The sequence below is a fragment of the Cellulophaga geojensis KL-A genome, assembly GCF_000568425.1.
Taxonomy (GTDB): Bacteria; Bacteroidota; Bacteroidia; order Flavobacteriales; family Flavobacteriaceae; genus Cellulophaga; species Cellulophaga lytica.
The window spans coordinates 25005-41943 of the sequence record NZ_ARZX01000002.1 but is presented as its reverse complement, the minus strand read 5'-3'; the positions used below and the strand labels follow the sequence as shown (position 1 = coordinate 41943).

Below are 16939 nucleotides of genomic sequence, written 5' to 3'. Positions count from 1 at the left end.
CTGTAGTTTTAAACTTTAAATTAACAGAACAGATATATGAGGCAACTAAAGATCATCAAACAGGTAACTAACAGAGAATCAAAATCATTAGATAAATACCTGCAAGATATCAGCAAAATAGATCTAATTACTGCCAATGAAGAAGTAGAGTTAGCTCAAAAAATACGTGCTGGTGACGAAGCCGCACTAGAAAAATTAACAAATGCAAATTTAAGATTTGTTGTTTCCGTTGCTAAACAATATCAAAATCAGGGTCTAAAATTACCAGATTTAATTAATGAAGGTAATGTAGGTTTGGTAAAAGCTGCTAAAAGATTTGATGAAACCAGAGGTTTTAAGTTTATTTCTTATGCTGTATGGTGGATTAGACAGTCTATTTTACAAGCCCTAGCAGAACAGTCTAGAATTGTACGTTTACCACTAAACAAAATTGGTTCTATAAATAAAATTAAGAAAGCATTTTCTTATTTAGAACAAACACATGAAAGACCACCTTCTGCAGAAGAAATAGCTAAGGAGTTAGAGTTGTCTGTTAGTGAAGTAAAGCAATCTATGAAAAACTCTGGGAGACACGTATCTATGGATGCGCCTTTTAAAGAAGGAGAAGATTCTAACCTATATGATGTTATAAAATATGGTGAATCTCCTAACCCAGATGAAAAATTAATGCATCAATCTTTAAATACTGAGATTAATAGAGCATTAGAAACATTATCTCCTAGAGAAGCAGATGTTGTTAAGTTGTATTACGGTATTGGAGATAAACATTCTATGACTTTAGAGGAAATAGGTCAAATTTTTGATTTAACACGTGAGCGTGTAAGGCAAATTAGAGAAAAAGCTATACGTAAGCTTAAGCACAACTCTAGAAGTAAAATATTAAAAACATACTTAGGGTAGTTTTTTAAATATATTTAAAAAAAAGAGCAACTAAATTAGTTGCTCTTTTTTTTATGCTTTTTACAGTGTAAATACGCCACTAAGAATAATTTAGCTTGGTAATATTTACTTCTGATAGAATTTCATTTAGGCTCTCTACAAATGATAAGTAAGCCGAGTTGTTTTGGTGTGCCATAACAAAAGATTTTGGGGTTTATTAAAATATTTAAATAACAACTACAGTTATATGTAATCTAATTCTACTAATTCATTTAGACTTAAAATTTCGTTTAAATCGTGTAAGAAGTTAAGGTATTCTTCTCCGTAAGTATCGTATAACATAATAAGTAGGTTATTTGGGTTTCTAATCTGGTTTAAAACTACTGAAACACTTTTGTTGTTACAATAAAATGTGGTGAACTTATTATTTTTTGTTGTGAAAACATGCCTTTAATATTATCACCAATTAAAAATTAAAAGAATTACAATTCTTCTTCAGCTAATCTTAATAGCTCTTCATCTAACTGTTGTTCTACCAAAGGAAATTCGTTTATAAAACAATTGTAAAGAAAGTTTAAATGTTTTACATCTACATCGTCTTTAATTGCATTTTCCATTTGCAAAACACTTTCAAATAAAGCATCGGTTTTCATCATTTTTAAACCTGCTTTTATTTTGTGTGTAGCAAATTTTAAAGCCTCATAATCTTCATTTTTTATATGTACTATTGCTTTACCTATAAATTCTAAGGCATTATTTTTAAACAGCTTAACTAACTCCTGAAGCATACTTAAATCTCCCATACACTCATTTAAAACTGGTGTTAGGTTTAATTTACGTGTTTCTCCGTGATCATTAATATGATTACTTGTTAATGTTTCCATGCTTGCATTTTTTTGTAATTGCTCCAATAAAGTATTTAGTAACTCTTCAGAGGTGTAGGGTTTTAATAAAAAATTAGTAAAATTTGAGGTGTTGAATTCTGTACTTTTTTGTATTTCTTCATCTGCAGTAACAGCAATTATTGGGGTATTGCTAATTCTTACATTGTGGTGTGTTCTAATTATTTCTGCTATTTCATCGCCATTTTTTTCTGGCATTCTCATATCCATTAAAATTATGTCTATGATGTTGTTTTCTAAAACTTCTAATCCGTCTTTATAATTGTCGGTAACAAAAGATGTACACTGCCATTTGTCTAACTTAAATTCTAGTAACTTTTGGTTTAGTTTGTTATCTTCAAACACCAAAACATTAATACCACTAATATTAGCAATATTAAATGCTGTAACTGGTTTTAGAGGTTTTTTAAATGGTATTGTAAAAGTAAAAGTTGTACCAACAGACTCTCTGTTAGATACATAAATGGATCCGTTAAGAGATTCTACTAACTCTTTGGCAACATTTAAGCCTAAACCAAGTTTAGATTTATCTTGACTATAAATATCAAAAATTTGTGAAACTTTATCGTCAGAAATACTTCCATTTGTATCGTTTACATTAAACTCTACAATTACATTATCTGTATAATTTTCTTTAACTGCTGCAGTAACTAAAATTTGACCTTTAGCAGTAGTTTGTATGCTGTTGCCTACAATATTTAGTAATATTTGAGATAATTTAGACGGATCGCCTATTAACTTTTCTGGTATAGATTTATCTATTTCTTTATTTAAGATAAGCTCATTATTGGTAATTAATGTATTACATAAAAACAATACATCATTAACTACATTTTTAAACTTAATAGGAATGCTTAAATTACTATCTGTAGTGTTAGTTGTAAAACCAATTAAATCCTCAGAAACACTTAATATAGTATTAGATGTAGCCTGTATCTCCTTCACTATTTTTTCTTGTTCCATAGTTAAGTTGCTTTTTAATAGTTTTTCTGTATTGTTTAATATACCATGTAACGGTTTCTTAATTTCGCTATTAGCCTCAGTAATTAATTTGCCTTGTAATGTATTTTGTGAAGATGAGGAAGTTGCTTGTGCATTACTCCTATTAACAAGTAGTTTTTTAAAATTGTTTAAAACACCCCTAAGCGCGTCTGCTTGTTTAACAGACAACTCGTTAAAAGAAAAACTGTCTAATTTTTCTTGTAAACTTGATAATGAAGTATGTAAGTCTTTCAATTTCAATTTAGGGAAATTTACGTTGTTAAATCTTAAATTAATTTTATTACAATGTAAATCTCAATATTTAACAGTGTACTACCAATTAAATGTTATATAGGTATCTTTTTTTGTTGTGAAACTCCCTTATTTGTAAGTTATTAGTTTTTAAAAGTTGCTATTAGCCGTTTTTATTGACCTTTTACCCTATTTAAGCTTAATTTTTAAACTAAAAAGTTAGGTGTTTATTTAGGTTGATATAAAAAAAAGCCTTAGTTATAAACTAAGGCTTTTATAAATTTTAAATGTGTAGTCTTATTTTGCTAGTCTATCTCTAACATATTCAATTTTTGTTTTCCCGTGAGGTTTTGGTTTTCCGTTTTCATCTAAATTTACCATAATAATATTGTCTACTGTCAATATTGTTTCTCTAGTCATTTTATTACGTACCTCGCAATTTAATGTTAATGATGAAACACCAAACTTTATAACTTCTATTCCTATTTCTACAATGTCTCCCTCTTTAGCAGAGCTCATAAAATTAATTTCAGACATGTATTTGGTAACCACTTTTTTGTTTTCTAATTGTATAATTGTATACAAAGCAGCTTCTTCATCTACCCACGCTAATACTTTACCTCCAAAAAGTGTTTTGTTAGCATTTAAATCTCCTGGTTTAACCCATTTTCTACTGTGAAATCTCATAATATTACGATTTAGATTACAAAATTAGGTATTAAAATAAGGTTAGACTATTATCTAACAAAGTTTTAGGAATTTTTAAATTAGAGTCAACTTTTTTGTTTAAACTGTTAATAAAACTAGCTGATAACAGAGGGGATTCTAATTCCATATTTTGATGCACAAAAAAATGACAATTTTTAAGCCCCTTTTCTTTCCAGCTTTCTAATTTAGATGCCCACTCCTCTAACCTATCATAATCACTCTTATGGTTAGCACCAACAAAACGTATAAAAGCTTCGTTGTTTGTTAGTCTCATATGCAACAAATCTCTTCTTCCTGCAGTATCTACAATTACATTAGCTATATTATTTTCTTGTAACAAATAATACAATTCTTGTGCTACAGTTGTATTTGCAAACCAATTTGGGTTCCTAAATTCTATAGCTAATTTAAATTCTTTGGGCCAATATTTTACAAACTGTACTACTTTATCCCATTCAGTAATATCAAAATTTGTGTGTAATTGTAAAAATATTGTTCCTAGTTTTTCTTTTAAGGTTGATGTAGCTTCCAAATACCTATCTAAAATAGGGTAAACATTAGCGTTTAACCTATTAATATGACTAATTTCTTTGGTTATTTTAGGATAAAACTTAAAGTTGCTAGGTGTTTTATTGTACCATTTTTGGTACTGTTCTTTTGGAAAAACCCTGTAAAAAGTAGCATTCAATTCTATAGAATTAAATTGTGATGCATAATATTTTAATTCGTCTTTTGTTCCCCTAGGATAAAAGTTTTTTAAATCTTGTTTATTCCATTTTGCACAACCAACTGAAACATTAAAATTACCGCTATCAGAAAACTTTTTTAATACTGCAGCAGTATCTATATGATCTTTAGGTAGTTTAAAATCTATTATTTCAGGATTGGTTACTTTTCCAAATTTCATTTTTAATACCTTTTTGTTAAATGTTCATAACCCAGTTAAAAACTATATTTAAGTAATAATTATTTAATTAGATGTTGTTGTATCTTTAGTAAAACGCTAGTTATGAACCAAAGATCTACAGATCTCTTGCGTATTAGGCCAGAGATTAAAGCTACTAAAATAGTAGCAGGAATTAGTAATGACGAACTTTTTCAGAACAAAACAATTAGACCTATTCTTAAATTGCAAAACGATTTAATTCTGGTTGTTTTTAAAAACTACATTAAAAAACACAAAAACAAATTTTACAACCTTTCTTTAGAAAAAAGACTAGAGTATATTGAAAATGCAATACAAAGAGACATTAAATTTAGAAATGCTCTTAAAGGCATAATTATAGGTCAGTTTACTGTAGAGGAATATGAAACCTATACACTAAATTCATCTGCACTTAATAAAAGAATGATGTCTATGGCTATTACAAGGCTCAAAGACCAATTACAGTACTTTGATGAGCCCGTTTTAGTCTAAAATAGACTCTCCATTTAAATTAGTTGTTAATACATCGCTCATTAAATCAAAAAATGGCCTTATTGTAGCAAACGATTGATTTACTGTATCTAAAAAATTAGAAGACAATACTTCTTTATCTGTAAATTCTTTGGTAAAGATGTATTGTTTTTTACGTATTAAGTCAATATCATTGTGCTCAACATCAAAACCTTTGGGAGCTCTTTTTAATTCATCACCAGCTAATTCTCCCCATACAGCTTTAAATTTTTTAGAACCTATTGCTTCTCTAAATTCAGACGCATCAAGCTCTAACTCTTTTCTTATTCTAAATAAATCTTCTTTATTAGGAGCCCAAAAACCAGTAGCAATAAAACTATTACCTGGTTCTATATGTACATAATAACCACCTCTTAAACGTGCTCCTGCCCTAGTAAAAGAACCCGCTAAATGTACTTTATATGGGGTTTTGTTTTTAGAAAAACGTACATCTCTATAAATTCTAAAAACTTTAGATTTTTCAATATCATCATGTTCATTAAGTTTTTCTTCTAATAAAGTAATAAACCCTTTAAAGGCATTTTCTTCAATCTTAAATTCTTCTTTATGCTCTAAAAACCACTCCCTTGTATTGTTTTCTTTAAGCTTATTTAAAAAACTAAAGGTATTTTTAGAGATTACATCATTTTTCATAAAAATCTTACTAATCTATTATTTATGCTAAAGTTAACTGTTTTTAAAAGTTTATTTATCTAAATAATGGTTAATTTTGATAGTTGAATACATTACATATGACACTAAAATCTGTAATTAAAGAGATAGAGTTGCATAAAAAGCAACCCAATTTAAACTTTAGTTTAAAAGAAAAAACAGAAGTTTTTACCCAAAAGCTTTTTTATACTTTGTTTGATACACAAACACCTGTTGCTAAAAATTTAGAAGAGTTAGAGCTGCAGTTTGATGAACTTGTGAATCTTTCCTGCTGGAAATTAGAAAAGCCTTGTAAAAAGATTTGGGATAAATACGTGGTTACCTTACCTCGCATATTAGAAAAGCTTAATTTAGATGCAGAGGCTATTGTAAACTGTGATCCTGCTTCACTATCTATAGAAGAAGTGTATATGGCATATCCTGGATTTTACGCTATAGCTATTTACAGGTTAGCTCATGAGTTACACGCTATTGGTTTTCCTTTAGTACCGCGTTTAATGACCGAGTATGCACATAGGCTTACTGGTGTAGATATTAACCCAGGAGCTAAAATTGGAAATTCATTTTTTATAGACCATGCTACTGGTGTTGTTATAGGAGAAACAGCAGTTATAGAAAACCACGTAAAAATATACCAAGGTGTTACTCTAGGCGCTTTATTTGTTGCTAAAAACTTAAAGCAAACCAAAAGGCACCCTACCATTAAAAATAATGTTACAATTTATGCAAATGCCACTATTTTAGGTGGTGACACTATTATAGGAGAAAATACTATAATTGGTGGTAATGCATGGGTTACTAGCTCTATACCTGCAAACTCTAAAGTTTTTCATAAAACAGAAATTAAAATTAAAACTACACAAAATGTCTAATACTATTCTAGATTTAATAGGTAATACACCCTTAGTTGAGTCTAAAGTTTTAAATACAAACCCTAACGTTAGACTTTTTTTTAAGTTAGAAGGAAATAACCCTGGAGGAAGTGTTAAAGACAGAGCTGCTTATAATATGATTAAGAGCGCTTTAGATAGAGGTGATATTGATGAAAACACTAAACTTGTTGAAGCTACAAGTGGTAATACAGGTATTGCGTTAGCTATGATTGCTGGTATTTTTAAATTAGATATAGAAATTGTTTTATCTGAAGGATCTACCAAAGAGCGTATACAAACAATGCGTGCTTATGGTGCTAAAGTAACTTTAACACCTGCAAAAACCGGAATTTTAGGTGCTAGAGATTATGCAGATGAGCAAGTGAAAAAAGGCGCTGTAATGCTTAATCAGTTTGGAAATAACGACAATTGGAAAGCTCATTACAAATCTACCGGACCAGAAATTTGGAGAGATACTAATAAAGAAATAACACACTTTGTATCATCTATGGGTACAACGGGCACTATAATGGGAACATCTACCTATTTAAAAGAGCAAAACAGTAACATACAAATTGTTGGCGTACAACCAAAAGAAGGTGCAAAAATTCCAGGAATACGCAAATGGCCACAAGAATATTTACCAAAAATATTTGATGCTTCTAAAGTAGATCAAATTATAGATGTTAGCCAAGAAGAAGCAGAACAAACTACACTTTTATTAGCTAAAAAAGAAGGTATTTTTGCTGGTGTTAGTAGTGGTGGCGCTGCTTTTGCTGCTGCAAAACTGGCTAGTACATTAGATAGTGGCACTATTGTGTCTATAGTATGTGATAGAGGTGACAGGTATTTGTCATCTGGCTTATTTGGATAAAATACTTTAAAGATGATGTTTACCTTAATTTAAACATCATCTTTAAAATCTAAACTATGCAACATTAATCCAGATCCTGGAGCAACAAAAACAAACTTAGTTGTACTATTGGGCTTTAAAGCCTCTTCAATATCAGAAAGAGTAACTTCTCCTTTTCCGAGCTGAATTAAAGCTCCCATAAGCATACGTACTTGGTACCGCATAAAACCTTCTCCTTTTATATGAAAAGCATAAGATTTTTTAGGAAAAAAATTTGCTTTTAAAATGGTGTTCTCTTTTATTTCTGCTGAATTTACTTTACGTATAAATTTTCCGTTTTCTTTAGGCTTTGCAGTAAAACTTTTAAAATTATGTGTACCAACAAATAAGCTTGTTGCTTTTTTCATTAAATCTAAATCTAAGTCGTCTTGTATATTTGCCATAAAAGGCGCGGTATACGGATGATTTTTTTCTCCAAATGAAAACAAATACACATATTCCTTTTCTTTGCTGTGCTGTATTATATTAAACTTTTCTTTTACGTGCTTTACACTAACAATTCTAATATCTGACGGTAGATTTTTATTAAAGTCCTTTAAAAAAAAATCTAAATCTTGTAACGGTTCACCATCTAAAAAAAGCTCAAAAGCAGCATCTAAAGCAGACACTTTTGCATCTGTACGGCCTGCTCCTAAAATTTTATATTGACGTTCTGGTAGTATAAATTTTAGTGTTTTAGCAAGCATACCTTCAATAGTTTTATAGCCTGGTTGCTTTTGCCATCCACTAAATCTGTAGCCTAAAAATTGTAGTCTTATTAAATAGTACTGTTTCTTTTTTTTCACATCAGCAAAAGTATGCATAAACTAAACATTAGAAAATAACTTTTTTTTTGTATTTTACAATTAATTAACAAAACAACCAACCAAAATGACTAACGCATCAACCACAAGTAAAATCCCTACTTGGTTTTATATTATAGCTGTAGTGGCTTTAATTTGGAACTGTATGGGAGTAGTAGCATATTTAGCAGAAGCTTTTATGTCTGATGAAATTTTTTCTTCCTTTACCAAAGAAGTACAAGAGTTATACAACAAAAGACCTTCATGGGTAACAGGGGCATACGCAATAGCCGTTTTTGGCGGTGTATTAGCAAGTATGCTTTTGTTATTGCGTAAAAAACTGGCTAAAACAGTATTTTTAATTTCTTTAGCTGGTGTAATTGCTCAAAATGTTTACACTTTTGTTATTAGTGATGCTCTTAATGTACTTGGCACCTCCTCTATTTATTTTCCTATAGTGATTGTAGTAATTGCAGTTTTATTGTTTTTATTTTCAAATTACGCAACAAAAAAAGGTTGGCTCGCTTAGTTTTTAAATGGTTTTTGTATTTGTACAGTTGCACATAATCTATACAAGAATACCGTTTATCTATGCTAATACAGTTACCCTTATATTTTTGTTTTTAACCGATTTTATTAAACTTAATTTAACATATGGTATAATTTTGTGTTAAATCAAACATAGAGCCCCCCAGCTTTTTATACTCTATTTATTATTATATGAAAATACCGTCTATAAAAATTTCTTGGAAGTTTTCTGTCTTGTTATCTGTACTTTTATTACTAATTGTATCTTTTTCTAATTTTTACGGGTTATTAACAGACAAGTTTCATTTTAACAAAGCAAGTAGTTATTTCTTTATTCTTTTAGCTACAGTACATATTATTTATTTGTATGCTTTTTGGTTTAAACTCACAGAAAACGAGTACCCAGACAAAGAAATGAGAAACTTAGAATATGGGTTTTATGCCATATTTGCTTATTATGTATACAAAATGGTAGATATAGCTAGCATTGTTTTTGGATACAGTTCATATAACGATCTTATTTTACCAGATCACTTTTTACCTGTAGGAATAGTTATTGTACTTGCTTATTTAGGCTTATGTTTAATTACATTACAAATATTTTCTATTCGTAAAAATAAAATTGGTAACTATAGTACAGATTGTTATGAAGAGGAAGATTTAGATACTTGGCCTTAAAAAAACTAAGACAAAACCAATACAAACATATATAAAATAGCCTCTAGATTTTCTAGAGGCTATTTTTATTGACTAAAACAAATTATCTCTTAACCCAACCTGTTGGAAAAGAGTCACTGTTTAAACTTAAAGCATGTGTTGTTGGTGCAGTTTCTTGTCCTGACGTGCCTACTAATGGTTTTAGTAAAAATGGAGCCGGACTATTATCTGGAGATGGTTCTACAGAAATAACAACCGTTTTACCTCTAACATCTAAAGGAAAAGTAAAGCCTGTAGGTGCATTGTTAAAGAAATCTTCACCAGGAATTGGAGGTCCAGGATTAGCTCCACTAAAAGGATTACCAGAATCTTCTGCTTGTACTGTAGGATCCATAAATGTACCAGTTGTAATTGGTCCATCTTCACCTACTACCCAACCTTCATAAACCCAACCATCTGGTAAAATTGGTAATTCTAAGCCAGTTGCTGGTGGTGCGCCTGGTATACCAAACCAAATTCCATATTGGTCATTACCATTATTCATTCCATCATCTTCATCAGTAGGTGTTCTTAAAAAGAATTCTCCGCTTGCACCTGTAAAATCGCCTACTAAATCTGTAATGCTAACAGTTGCTGTTTCTGCTGCAAATGCCCCAGAAAGTAACTTTGTAGTAGCAGGTGCAGGATCATTATCTACAGCAGGTTCTATAGATAAAACATAAGCTGTTGCTTGGTCTAGTGTTTCAGCATCTACACTAAAAGATGTTTTAGAAGGGTTTCCGTTACCATCTACAGTAAATACACCTGTAGATACCGGAGCTCCATTTACTATTATCCAACCTTCATAAACATAATCGGCACCAAGGTCTTCTAAACCTTCAATACCCATAGTTAAGTTTTTTGTTTGTGGTTCATTTGTGTCATCATCCTTATCACAACTAACTACTAAAGCAGTTGCCATAAATAATAAAAGTAATTTTTTCATTTTTAGAGTTTTTAAGATTATGACACAAATTAACGGGTTGTTTTTAACGATGAAATCACAGAAAAGTAAACTTTACATCCAATTTTGTAAGGTATTTGTGATAACTTCTACATTTTATTAAGATAAAAGCTGTAAAAACCTTAATTTCATTGGCAACTTAATCTTTTTGGCTTTGTGATAGCTTTGTGATATATATTAACTTCTTTGCAACCATATTATGAAACAGATACTTATTATTGAAGACGATCCAGAAATTATTCAATTACTGGAAATACATTTAAAAGATATGGTGTATACCACAACTAAAGCTATGGATGGTGAAACTGGTCTAAATTTAGCTTTAGAAAACGATTATGATCTTATTTTGCTTGATCTAACTTTACCTATTATGGATGGTATTGAGGTTTGTAAAAAACTAAGAATCAAAAAAAATACTCCTGTTATAATGCTTACTGCCAAGTCTGAAGAAATTGACCGCGTGTTAGGTTTAGAAATTGGTGCAGACGATTATTTAACAAAACCTTTTAGCATTAGAGAATTGCTTGCACGTATAAAAGCTGTTTTACGTAGGTCTGATGCTCCCAAGGTTGAAGAAAACAATTCTACTACCTTAAATTTTGAAGGACTTTTTATAGATATTGATAAGCGTAAAGTACTACACAACAAACAAAAAATAGATTTATCTCCTAAAGAGTTTGAATTGTTGGTTTTAATGGCATCTAACCCAGGTAGAAATTACTCTAGAACAGAGCTCTTAAATATTATTTGGGGGTATAATTTTGAAGGCTATGAGCATACTGTAAACTCTCATATTAATAGGTTACGTGCAAAAATAGAATCTAATATGGCACAACCAATGTACATACTTACCACTTGGGGAGTTGGCTATAAATTTAATGAAGAAATATAATTATGGGAGCATCAAAAAAAGTTTTAGGCACCAAGCTTATTAAAAAATTATGGCTAGCTTTTATTTTTATTATTTTATTGATGGGAGCTTGTTACGTACTAATAACAGGTTACTTTGCTAATAAATATAATGAAGCTACTATACAAAAAGTAAATGCTAAAGTAGCAAACCACTTAATTGAAGAAAAGTTTCAAAATGCATCTCCTTTTTTAGAAGATGGTAGCGTAAATAAGCCATTGTTTGGAGACTTAATGCATGATATGATGGCGGTTAACCGCAGCATAGAAGTGTATTTACTAGACAGTGCAGGTTCTGTACTTTATTCTGTTGTTTTAAAACATGATGCCAACGAACCTATAAAACACGTTTCCCTTGCCCCAATAAAAGAGTTTATTAAAACAGACGGACAAAAGTATATTTTAGGTGACGACCCAAGAAATACTGAAGAGAAAAAAATATTTTCTGCTGCTCCTTACAAGAGCGGAGATAAAGAGGGATACATTTATATTATTCTTGCTGGTCAAGAGTTTCAAGCCATAAGTAATAGCTTATTATCTCAGTACTTTATGAAGTTAGGTATTGGCGCTACTCTACTAACTATGCTTTTTGCCGCATTATTAGGACTATTAAGTATTTGGTTTTTAACTAAAAACTTACGTGTAATGATTAGTACTGTAAATAAATTTCAGGAAGGAGACCGTACTGCCCGTATCAAAAATCCAGAAAAATCTGATATTGAAGTCTTTGCCAATTCTTTTAATGATATGGCAGATACTATTGTTAGTAATATTGATAAAATACAATCTGTAGATACATTGCGTAGAGAGTTAATTGCTAATGTATCTCATGATTTAAGAACGCCACTTGCTATTTTAAAAGGATATGTAGAAACATTACAAATAAAAAAAGATACACTTACAGAGGTTCAAAAAGATGAGTACTTACAAATTACTCATAATAATATAGATCGTTTATCAAACTTAATAAATCAATTGTTTGAGTATTCTAAACTAGAGTCAGAACAGGTTACTCCTGTAAAAGAACCTTTTTCTATAACAGAACTATCTTATGATTTAATTGAGAAATTTAAAGTAATCGCAGAAAAAAAACAAATTACACTTCAAATGGATGCTTCTAATGAAAATAACTTTGTGTATGCAGATGTTAGTATGGTAGAACGCGCATTGCAAAATTTATTAGAAAATGCTATTAAGTACACAGAACCAAACGGAAAAGTAACACTAGCTATTAAAAAACAAGCTAAAAAAGTAGAAATTAATATTACAGATACTGGTGCCGGAATACCAATTAATGAGCAGCCATATATTTTTGACAGATACAAGCAGCTAGACAAGTCTGAAAAGAAAAGAGGTGCTGGCTTAGGTTTAGCCATAGTTAAGAAAATAATGGAAATGCATGACACCACTATAACTGTACTTAGCAAACCTAAAGAAGGCAGCACCTTTAGTTTTACATTACCTGTGCACTAATGTCTATTTTTTAGTACGGTAACAATATCATTTAATTTAAAGCCTTTTGCTTGTAGTAAAATTAAGTAATGAAATAGTAGATCTGCACTTTCTTCTTTAAATAAGTGGTCATCACTATCTTTTGCTTCAATAACTACTTCTACGGCTTCTTCCCCAACTTTTTGGGCAACTTTGTTAATTCCTTTTCTATAAAGAGATGCTACATAGCTGTCTTTATTTTCTGGGTTTTCTTTACGGTCTGTAATAATATCTTCTAGCGCTGTTAAAAAGCCATAACTGCTTGTGTTTTCTTCTTTCCAACACGTATCTGTACCAGTGTGGCAGGTTGGCCCTACAGGGTTTACAGTAACTAATAAAGAGTCATTATCACAATCTACTTTCATATCAACTAAATTTAAAAAGTTTCCACTTTCTTCTCCTTTAGTCCATAAACGGTTTTTACTTCTACTATAAAACGTTACTTTTTTTGTTTGGTTAGTTTTATCTACCGCTTCTTGGTTCATATAACCAAGCATTAAAACTGTTTTAGTAGCAGCGTCTTGTACTATTGCAGGTACTAAACCATCTGTACTTTTTGTAAAATCTATTGTCATTTTATATAGTATTATAATCTAACAGGTATGCAGTTAGTTTTTAATTCTTCTTTTAATTCTTTTATTTCTATTTCTTTAAAATGAAAAACACTTGCTGCCAATGCTGCATCTGCTTTACCATCTTTAAAAGTATCTGTAAAATGCTGAATAGAACCTGCACCACCTGAAGCTATAATTGGAATATTTAGCTCGGTTGATAATTTAGCTAATGCTTCATTAGCAAAACCATCTTTAGTACCGTCATTGTCCATAGACGTAAACAAAATTTCTCCTGCTCCTCTTTTTTCAACTTCTTTAGCCCAATCAAACAAGTTTAATTCCGTAGGTACTTTACCACCAACCAAATGAACAACCCAGTTGCCATCTATATTTTTAGCATCTATGGCAACAACCACACACTGCGATCCAAATTTGGCTGCTAAGTCGTTTATTAATTGTGGATTTTTAACTGCAGATGAATTTATAGATACTTTATCTGCACCATTTTGCAACAATATATCTACGTCTTCAATTGATGAAATACCACCACCAACAGTAAATGGTATATTTACTTTTTCTGCAACGCGTAAAACTAGGTCTGCTAATGTTTTTCTACGCTCTTCTGTGGCAGATATATCTAAAAAAACAAGTTCGTCTGCTCCTGTTTTTGCATATATTTCCGCTAATTCTACTGGGTCACCAGCATCACGCAAATCCACAAAATTTATTCCTTTTACAGTGCGACCGTTTTTAATATCTAAACACGGAATTATTCTTTTTGTTAACATAATATTTATGGATCATAGAAAAGAGATAAAAAATAGACTTCTATTTTTCTGTACTCTCTATTCTAAATTCTTATTTATTTAATATAAATTCTTCTAACTGCTTCATAGAAATTCTGTTCTCATAAATAGCTTTTCCAATTATGGTACCTTCACAACCAATTTCGGCTAGTTTTGGGAGTTCATCATAAGTAGAAATTCCTCCACTAGCTATTAGTTTTAAACCTTTTTCTGATGATTGTAAAATTTTAGAATACAAATCAAAAGAAGGCCCTTCTAACATACCATCTTTACTAATGTCTGTACATATAACATAGCTTATACCTTGTTTTTGATACTCTTGTATAAATGGCACTAATTCTTCTTTAGATTCTTCTAACCAACCAGAAACAGCTACTTTTTCATCTTTAGCATCGGCTCCTAAAATAATTTTATCTGCACCAAATTTTTCAAGCCAAGAAGAAAATATCTCTCTATCCTTTACTGCAATACTACCACCAGTTATTTGGTTAGCACCACTTTCAAAGGCTATACGTAAATCATCGTCCGACTTTAATCCGCCACCAAAATCTATTTTTAGGTTTGTTTTAGAAGCTATTTGCTCTAAAATCTTATGGTTTACTATGTGTTTAGACTTTGCACCGTCTAAATCTACTAAATGTAAATACTCTATACCGTGAGCCTCAAACTCTTTAGCAACTTCTAAAGGGTTTTCGTTATATATTTTTTTAGTGTTGTAATCTCCTTTAGACAAGCGTACACATTTGCCATCTATAATATCTATTGCTGGTATTATTCTCATTTTTGTTTTTTTGTAAAAAAGTGTAAAGATTTAATTGCTTGTTTACTTTAGACTTAATTAAACTTCTACATTTCCAGAAAATTCATCAAAATTTGCTCTCCTACTTCACTACTTTTTTCTGGGTGAAATTGAGTTCCGTAAAAATTATTTTTTTGTAATGCTGCACTGTAATCTACATCATAATTGGATGTTGCAATGGTTTCGTTAGTAACTGGAGCATAAAAACTATGAACCATATAAATATGAGATTTCTCTTTTACTTTATTAAAAAGATTTGTTTTTAAGTTTGATATCTCATTCCATCCAATTTGTGGCACTTTTACCTTGTTTGAAAACTTCACAACATCAACATTAAAAATCCCCAAACCTTTTGTTTTTCCTTCTTCAGATGCATTACACATTAGCTGCATTCCTAAACAAATACCCAAAACAGGTTGTTTTAAAGTCGGAATTAAAGTATCTAAACCACTAGCACGTAACTTACTCATTGCACTACTAGCCTCACCTACACCAGGAAAAATAACTTTATCTGCAGCTAAAATATCGTCTACATTATCTGTTAAAACGGCTTCAAAACCTAGTCTTTTTATAGCAAATTTAATGCTCTGTATATTTCCTGCTCCGTAATTTATAATTACTATTTTCATTTTAAACTTTAAGTATTATCACTATTTACAGCATTCCCTTTGTACTAGGTAAAACCATTTTTTCTACATCTCTTTTTACCGCCATTTTTATAGCCTTTGCAAACGCTTTAAAAATAGCTTCAATTTTATGATGTTCGTTTACACCTTCTGCTTTTACATTAAGGTTAGCTTTTGCTCCGTCTGAAAACGATTTAAAAAAGTGTAAAAACATTTCTGTTGGCATATCACCAACCATTTCTCGTTTAAAATCAGCTTCCCAAACCAACCAGTTACGACCACCAAAATCAATTGCTACTTGCGCTAAACAGTCGTCCATTGGCAAACAAAAACCATAACGTTCTATTCCTAGTTTTGTACCTAAAGCCTTAGCAAATACTTCTCCTAAAGCAATAGCAGTATCTTCTATAGTGTGGTGCTCATCTACTTCTAAATCTCCATTTACCTTAATTTCTAAGTCCATTTGACCGTGACGTGCCAATTGGTCTAACATATGATCAAAGAAAGACAATCCTGTTTTTATGTCACTTTTTCCTGTGCCATCTAAATTTACATTTATGTAAATATCAGTTTCATTGGTTTTACGTGTAACTTCAGAAACTCTATCTTTTAGTTTTAAGAACTCGTATATTTTCTCCCAGTCATTACTTTCTAAAGCAATAACATCATTTAACTCATCTCTTTTTACTGTAATTTCCCCTGTACCTAAATTGGTTTCATCATTAATAAAAATACCTTTAGAACCTAAATTTTTAGCTAATTCTATATCTGTTAAACGATCACCAATAACAAAAGAGTTCGCTAAATCATATTCAGCAGAAAAATATTCCGTTAACAAGCCTGTACCTGGTTTACGAGTATTTGCATTTTCGTGAGGAAAAGTTCGGTCTAAAAAAACCTTATCAAAAACTACACCTTCATTTTCAAAAGACTTTAAAATAAAGTTGTGTACTGGCCAAAATGTATCTTCAGGAAAAACATCTGTACCCAAGCCATCTTGGTTGGTTATCATTACCAACTCATAATCTAACTCTTTTGCTATTTTTCCTAAATATGTAAATGCTTTTGGATAAAAAATCATTTTTTCAAATGCATCTATTTGCTCGTCTACAGTTTCCTTTATTATGGTACCGTCTCTATCTATAAATAATACTTTTTTCATCTTTTATA

The 16939-nt window shown here is 30.7% G+C and carries 19 protein-coding genes; 8 read left to right on the top strand and 11 right to left on the bottom strand.

What is annotated here, in order from left to right; genetic code table 11:
• Positions 1 to 36: 36 nt before the first annotated feature.
• Positions 37 to 900 (top strand): RNA polymerase sigma factor RpoD/SigA, encoded by an 864-nt coding sequence (locus tag KLA_RS02490; protein ID WP_013622496.1) that lies wholly within the window; start codon positions 37 to 39, stop codon positions 898 to 900.
• 461 nt (positions 901 to 1361) lie between these two features.
• Here the strand turns inward: KLA_RS02490 and KLA_RS02485 are convergent, their stop codons facing one another.
• The 3 genes from KLA_RS02485 to KLA_RS02475 form a co-directional block, all read right to left on the bottom strand.
• Positions 1362 to 3023, bottom strand: a complete 1662-nt coding sequence (locus KLA_RS02485) for a response regulator (protein WP_152536820.1) — start codon at positions 3021 to 3023, stop codon at positions 1362 to 1364.
• 288 nt (positions 3024 to 3311) lie between these two features.
• Positions 3312 to 3701: an acyl-CoA thioesterase gene (locus tag KLA_RS02480; protein WP_013622500.1), complete on the bottom strand. Its 390-nt coding sequence runs from the start codon at positions 3699 to 3701 to the stop codon at positions 3312 to 3314.
• A gap of 31 nt (positions 3702 to 3732) precedes the next feature.
• Positions 3733 to 4629 carry a DUF72 domain-containing protein gene (locus tag KLA_RS02475; RefSeq protein WP_034643481.1) on the bottom strand — a complete coding sequence of 299 codons (897 nt, stop codon included), beginning with the start codon at positions 4627 to 4629 and terminating at the stop codon, positions 3733 to 3735.
• A 102-nt stretch (positions 4630 to 4731) separates the two neighbouring features.
• Here KLA_RS02475 and KLA_RS02470 point away from each other — a divergent pair, with 102 nt between their 5' ends.
• Positions 4732 to 5139 carry a hypothetical protein gene (locus KLA_RS02470; RefSeq protein WP_034643478.1) on the top strand — a complete coding sequence of 136 codons (408 nt, stop codon included), beginning with the start codon at positions 4732 to 4734 and terminating at the stop codon, positions 5137 to 5139.
• Here the strand turns inward: KLA_RS02470 and KLA_RS02465 are convergent.
• Positions 5131 to 5811 carry a DUF2461 domain-containing protein gene (locus tag KLA_RS02465; RefSeq protein WP_013622503.1) on the bottom strand — a complete coding sequence of 227 codons (681 nt, stop codon included), beginning with the start codon at positions 5809 to 5811 and terminating at the stop codon, positions 5131 to 5133. The two genes, KLA_RS02470 and KLA_RS02465, sit on opposite strands and share 9 nt — an antisense overlap.
• Positions 5812 to 5909: 98 nt before the next feature.
• Between KLA_RS02465 and KLA_RS02460 the strand changes: the two genes are divergently transcribed.
• Together KLA_RS02460 and cysM are read left to right on the top strand one after the other, a co-directional pair.
• A complete protein-coding gene (locus KLA_RS02460; RefSeq protein ID WP_034643474.1) occupies positions 5910 to 6701 on the top strand; it encodes a serine O-acetyltransferase in 792 nt (263 codons plus the stop codon).
• Entirely contained in the window at positions 6694 to 7575 is an 882-nt protein-coding gene (cysM, locus tag KLA_RS02455; protein WP_034643472.1) for a cysteine synthase CysM, read from the top strand. The genes KLA_RS02460 and cysM overlap by 8 nt, the downstream gene beginning before the upstream one ends.
• Before the next feature lie 29 nt (positions 7576 to 7604).
• Here cysM and truA read toward each other — a convergent pair whose 3' ends face one another.
• The gene (gene truA / locus KLA_RS02450; RefSeq protein WP_034643916.1) at positions 7605 to 8399 is read right to left on the bottom strand and encodes a tRNA pseudouridine(38-40) synthase TruA; all 795 of its coding nucleotides are present in this window, start codon (positions 8397 to 8399) and stop codon (positions 7605 to 7607) included.
• 85 nt (positions 8400 to 8484) lie between these two features.
• On the opposite strand from truA, the gene KLA_RS02445 reads away from it, so the two are divergent.
• Together KLA_RS02445 and KLA_RS02440 are read left to right on the top strand one after the other, a co-directional pair.
• Positions 8485 to 8925 carry a hypothetical protein gene (locus KLA_RS02445; protein WP_034643469.1) on the top strand — a complete coding sequence of 147 codons (441 nt, stop codon included), beginning with the start codon at positions 8485 to 8487 and terminating at the stop codon, positions 8923 to 8925.
• 191 nt (positions 8926 to 9116) lie between these two features.
• Complete coding sequence (locus KLA_RS02440; RefSeq protein WP_013622508.1) at positions 9117 to 9602, top strand: hypothetical protein; 486 nt, start codon at positions 9117 to 9119, stop codon at positions 9600 to 9602.
• 82 nt (positions 9603 to 9684) lie between these two features.
• On the opposite strand, the gene KLA_RS02435 is transcribed toward KLA_RS02440, so the two are convergent.
• Positions 9685 to 10566, bottom strand: a complete 882-nt coding sequence (locus KLA_RS02435) for an anti-sigma factor (protein WP_034643466.1) — start codon at positions 10564 to 10566, stop codon at positions 9685 to 9687.
• A 217-nt stretch (positions 10567 to 10783) separates the two neighbouring features.
• Here KLA_RS02435 and KLA_RS02430 point away from each other — a divergent pair, with 217 nt between their 5' ends.
• Positions 10784 to 11476 (top strand): response regulator transcription factor, encoded by a 693-nt coding sequence (locus KLA_RS02430; RefSeq protein ID WP_034643463.1) that lies wholly within the window; start codon positions 10784 to 10786, stop codon positions 11474 to 11476.
• Positions 11477 to 11478: 2 nt separating this feature from the next.
• On the top strand, positions 11479 to 12966 hold the full coding sequence (locus KLA_RS02425; protein WP_013622511.1) for a sensor histidine kinase: 1488 nt from the start codon (positions 11479 to 11481) through the stop codon (positions 12964 to 12966).
• Here KLA_RS02425 and hisIE read toward each other — a convergent pair.
• The 5 genes from hisIE to hisB form a co-directional block, all read right to left on the bottom strand.
• Positions 12963 to 13559, bottom strand: coding sequence for a bifunctional phosphoribosyl-AMP cyclohydrolase/phosphoribosyl-ATP diphosphatase HisIE (hisIE, locus tag KLA_RS02420; RefSeq protein ID WP_034643460.1), 597 nt, complete (start codon positions 13557 to 13559; stop codon positions 12963 to 12965). The two genes, KLA_RS02425 and hisIE, sit on opposite strands and share 4 nt — an antisense overlap.
• An 11-nt stretch (positions 13560 to 13570) precedes the next feature.
• Positions 13571 to 14326, bottom strand: coding sequence for an imidazole glycerol phosphate synthase subunit HisF (hisF, locus tag KLA_RS02415; protein WP_034643458.1), 756 nt, complete (start codon positions 14324 to 14326; stop codon positions 13571 to 13573).
• 70 nt (positions 14327 to 14396) lie between these two features.
• A complete protein-coding gene (gene hisA / locus KLA_RS02410) occupies positions 14397 to 15125 on the bottom strand; it encodes a 1-(5-phosphoribosyl)-5-[(5-phosphoribosylamino)methylideneamino]imidazole-4-carboxamide isomerase (RefSeq protein ID WP_034643455.1) in 729 nt (242 codons plus the stop codon).
• A 65-nt stretch (positions 15126 to 15190) separates the two neighbouring features.
• On the bottom strand, positions 15191 to 15772 hold the full coding sequence (gene hisH / locus KLA_RS02405) for an imidazole glycerol phosphate synthase subunit HisH (RefSeq protein WP_034643453.1): 582 nt from the start codon (positions 15770 to 15772) through the stop codon (positions 15191 to 15193).
• Between the two features lie 25 nt (positions 15773 to 15797).
• Positions 15798 to 16931, bottom strand: coding sequence for a bifunctional histidinol-phosphatase/imidazoleglycerol-phosphate dehydratase HisB (hisB, locus tag KLA_RS02400; RefSeq protein ID WP_034643451.1), 1134 nt, complete (start codon positions 16929 to 16931; stop codon positions 15798 to 15800).
• Positions 16932 to 16939 lie beyond the last annotated feature (8 nt).

What these genes read in the sequence shown, in the direction of transcription:
- KLA_RS02460 (WP_034643474.1), top strand. Translation starts at nt 5,910, where the DNA reads ATGACACTAAAATCTGTAATTAAAGAGATAGAGTTGCATAAAAAGCAA.
- KLA_RS02435 (WP_034643466.1), bottom strand. Translation starts at nt 10,566, where the DNA reads ATGAAAAAATTACTTTTATTATTTATGGCAACTGCTTTAGTAGTTAGT.
- KLA_RS02490 (WP_013622496.1), top strand. Translation starts at nt 37, where the DNA reads ATGAGGCAACTAAAGATCATCAAACAGGTAACTAACAGAGAATCAAAA.
- KLA_RS02440 (WP_013622508.1), top strand. Translation starts at nt 9,117, where the DNA reads ATGAAAATACCGTCTATAAAAATTTCTTGGAAGTTTTCTGTCTTGTTA.
- KLA_RS02480 (WP_013622500.1), bottom strand. Translation starts at nt 3,701, where the DNA reads ATGAGATTTCACAGTAGAAAATGGGTTAAACCAGGAGATTTAAATGCT.
- hisIE (WP_034643460.1), bottom strand. Translation starts at nt 13,559, where the DNA reads ATGACAATAGATTTTACAAAAAGTACAGATGGTTTAGTACCTGCAATA.
- KLA_RS02445 (WP_034643469.1), top strand. Translation starts at nt 8,485, where the DNA reads ATGACTAACGCATCAACCACAAGTAAAATCCCTACTTGGTTTTATATT.
- KLA_RS02475 (WP_034643481.1), bottom strand. Translation starts at nt 4,629, where the DNA reads ATGAAATTTGGAAAAGTAACCAATCCTGAAATAATAGATTTTAAACTA.
- hisB (WP_034643451.1), bottom strand. Translation starts at nt 16,931, where the DNA reads ATGAAAAAAGTATTATTTATAGATAGAGACGGTACCATAATAAAGGAA.
- hisA (WP_034643455.1), bottom strand. Translation starts at nt 15,125, where the DNA reads ATGAGAATAATACCAGCAATAGATATTATAGATGGCAAATGTGTACGC.
- hisH (WP_034643453.1), bottom strand. Translation starts at nt 15,772, where the DNA reads ATGAAAATAGTAATTATAAATTACGGAGCAGGAAATATACAGAGCATT.
- KLA_RS02430 (WP_034643463.1), top strand. Translation starts at nt 10,784, where the DNA reads ATGAAACAGATACTTATTATTGAAGACGATCCAGAAATTATTCAATTA.
- KLA_RS02425 (WP_013622511.1), top strand. Translation starts at nt 11,479, where the DNA reads ATGGGAGCATCAAAAAAAGTTTTAGGCACCAAGCTTATTAAAAAATTA.
- hisF (WP_034643458.1), bottom strand. Translation starts at nt 14,326, where the DNA reads ATGTTAACAAAAAGAATAATTCCGTGTTTAGATATTAAAAACGGTCGC.
- KLA_RS02470 (WP_034643478.1), top strand. Translation starts at nt 4,732, where the DNA reads ATGAACCAAAGATCTACAGATCTCTTGCGTATTAGGCCAGAGATTAAA.
- KLA_RS02465 (WP_013622503.1), bottom strand. Translation starts at nt 5,811, where the DNA reads ATGAAAAATGATGTAATCTCTAAAAATACCTTTAGTTTTTTAAATAAG.
- cysM (WP_034643472.1), top strand. Translation starts at nt 6,694, where the DNA reads ATGTCTAATACTATTCTAGATTTAATAGGTAATACACCCTTAGTTGAG.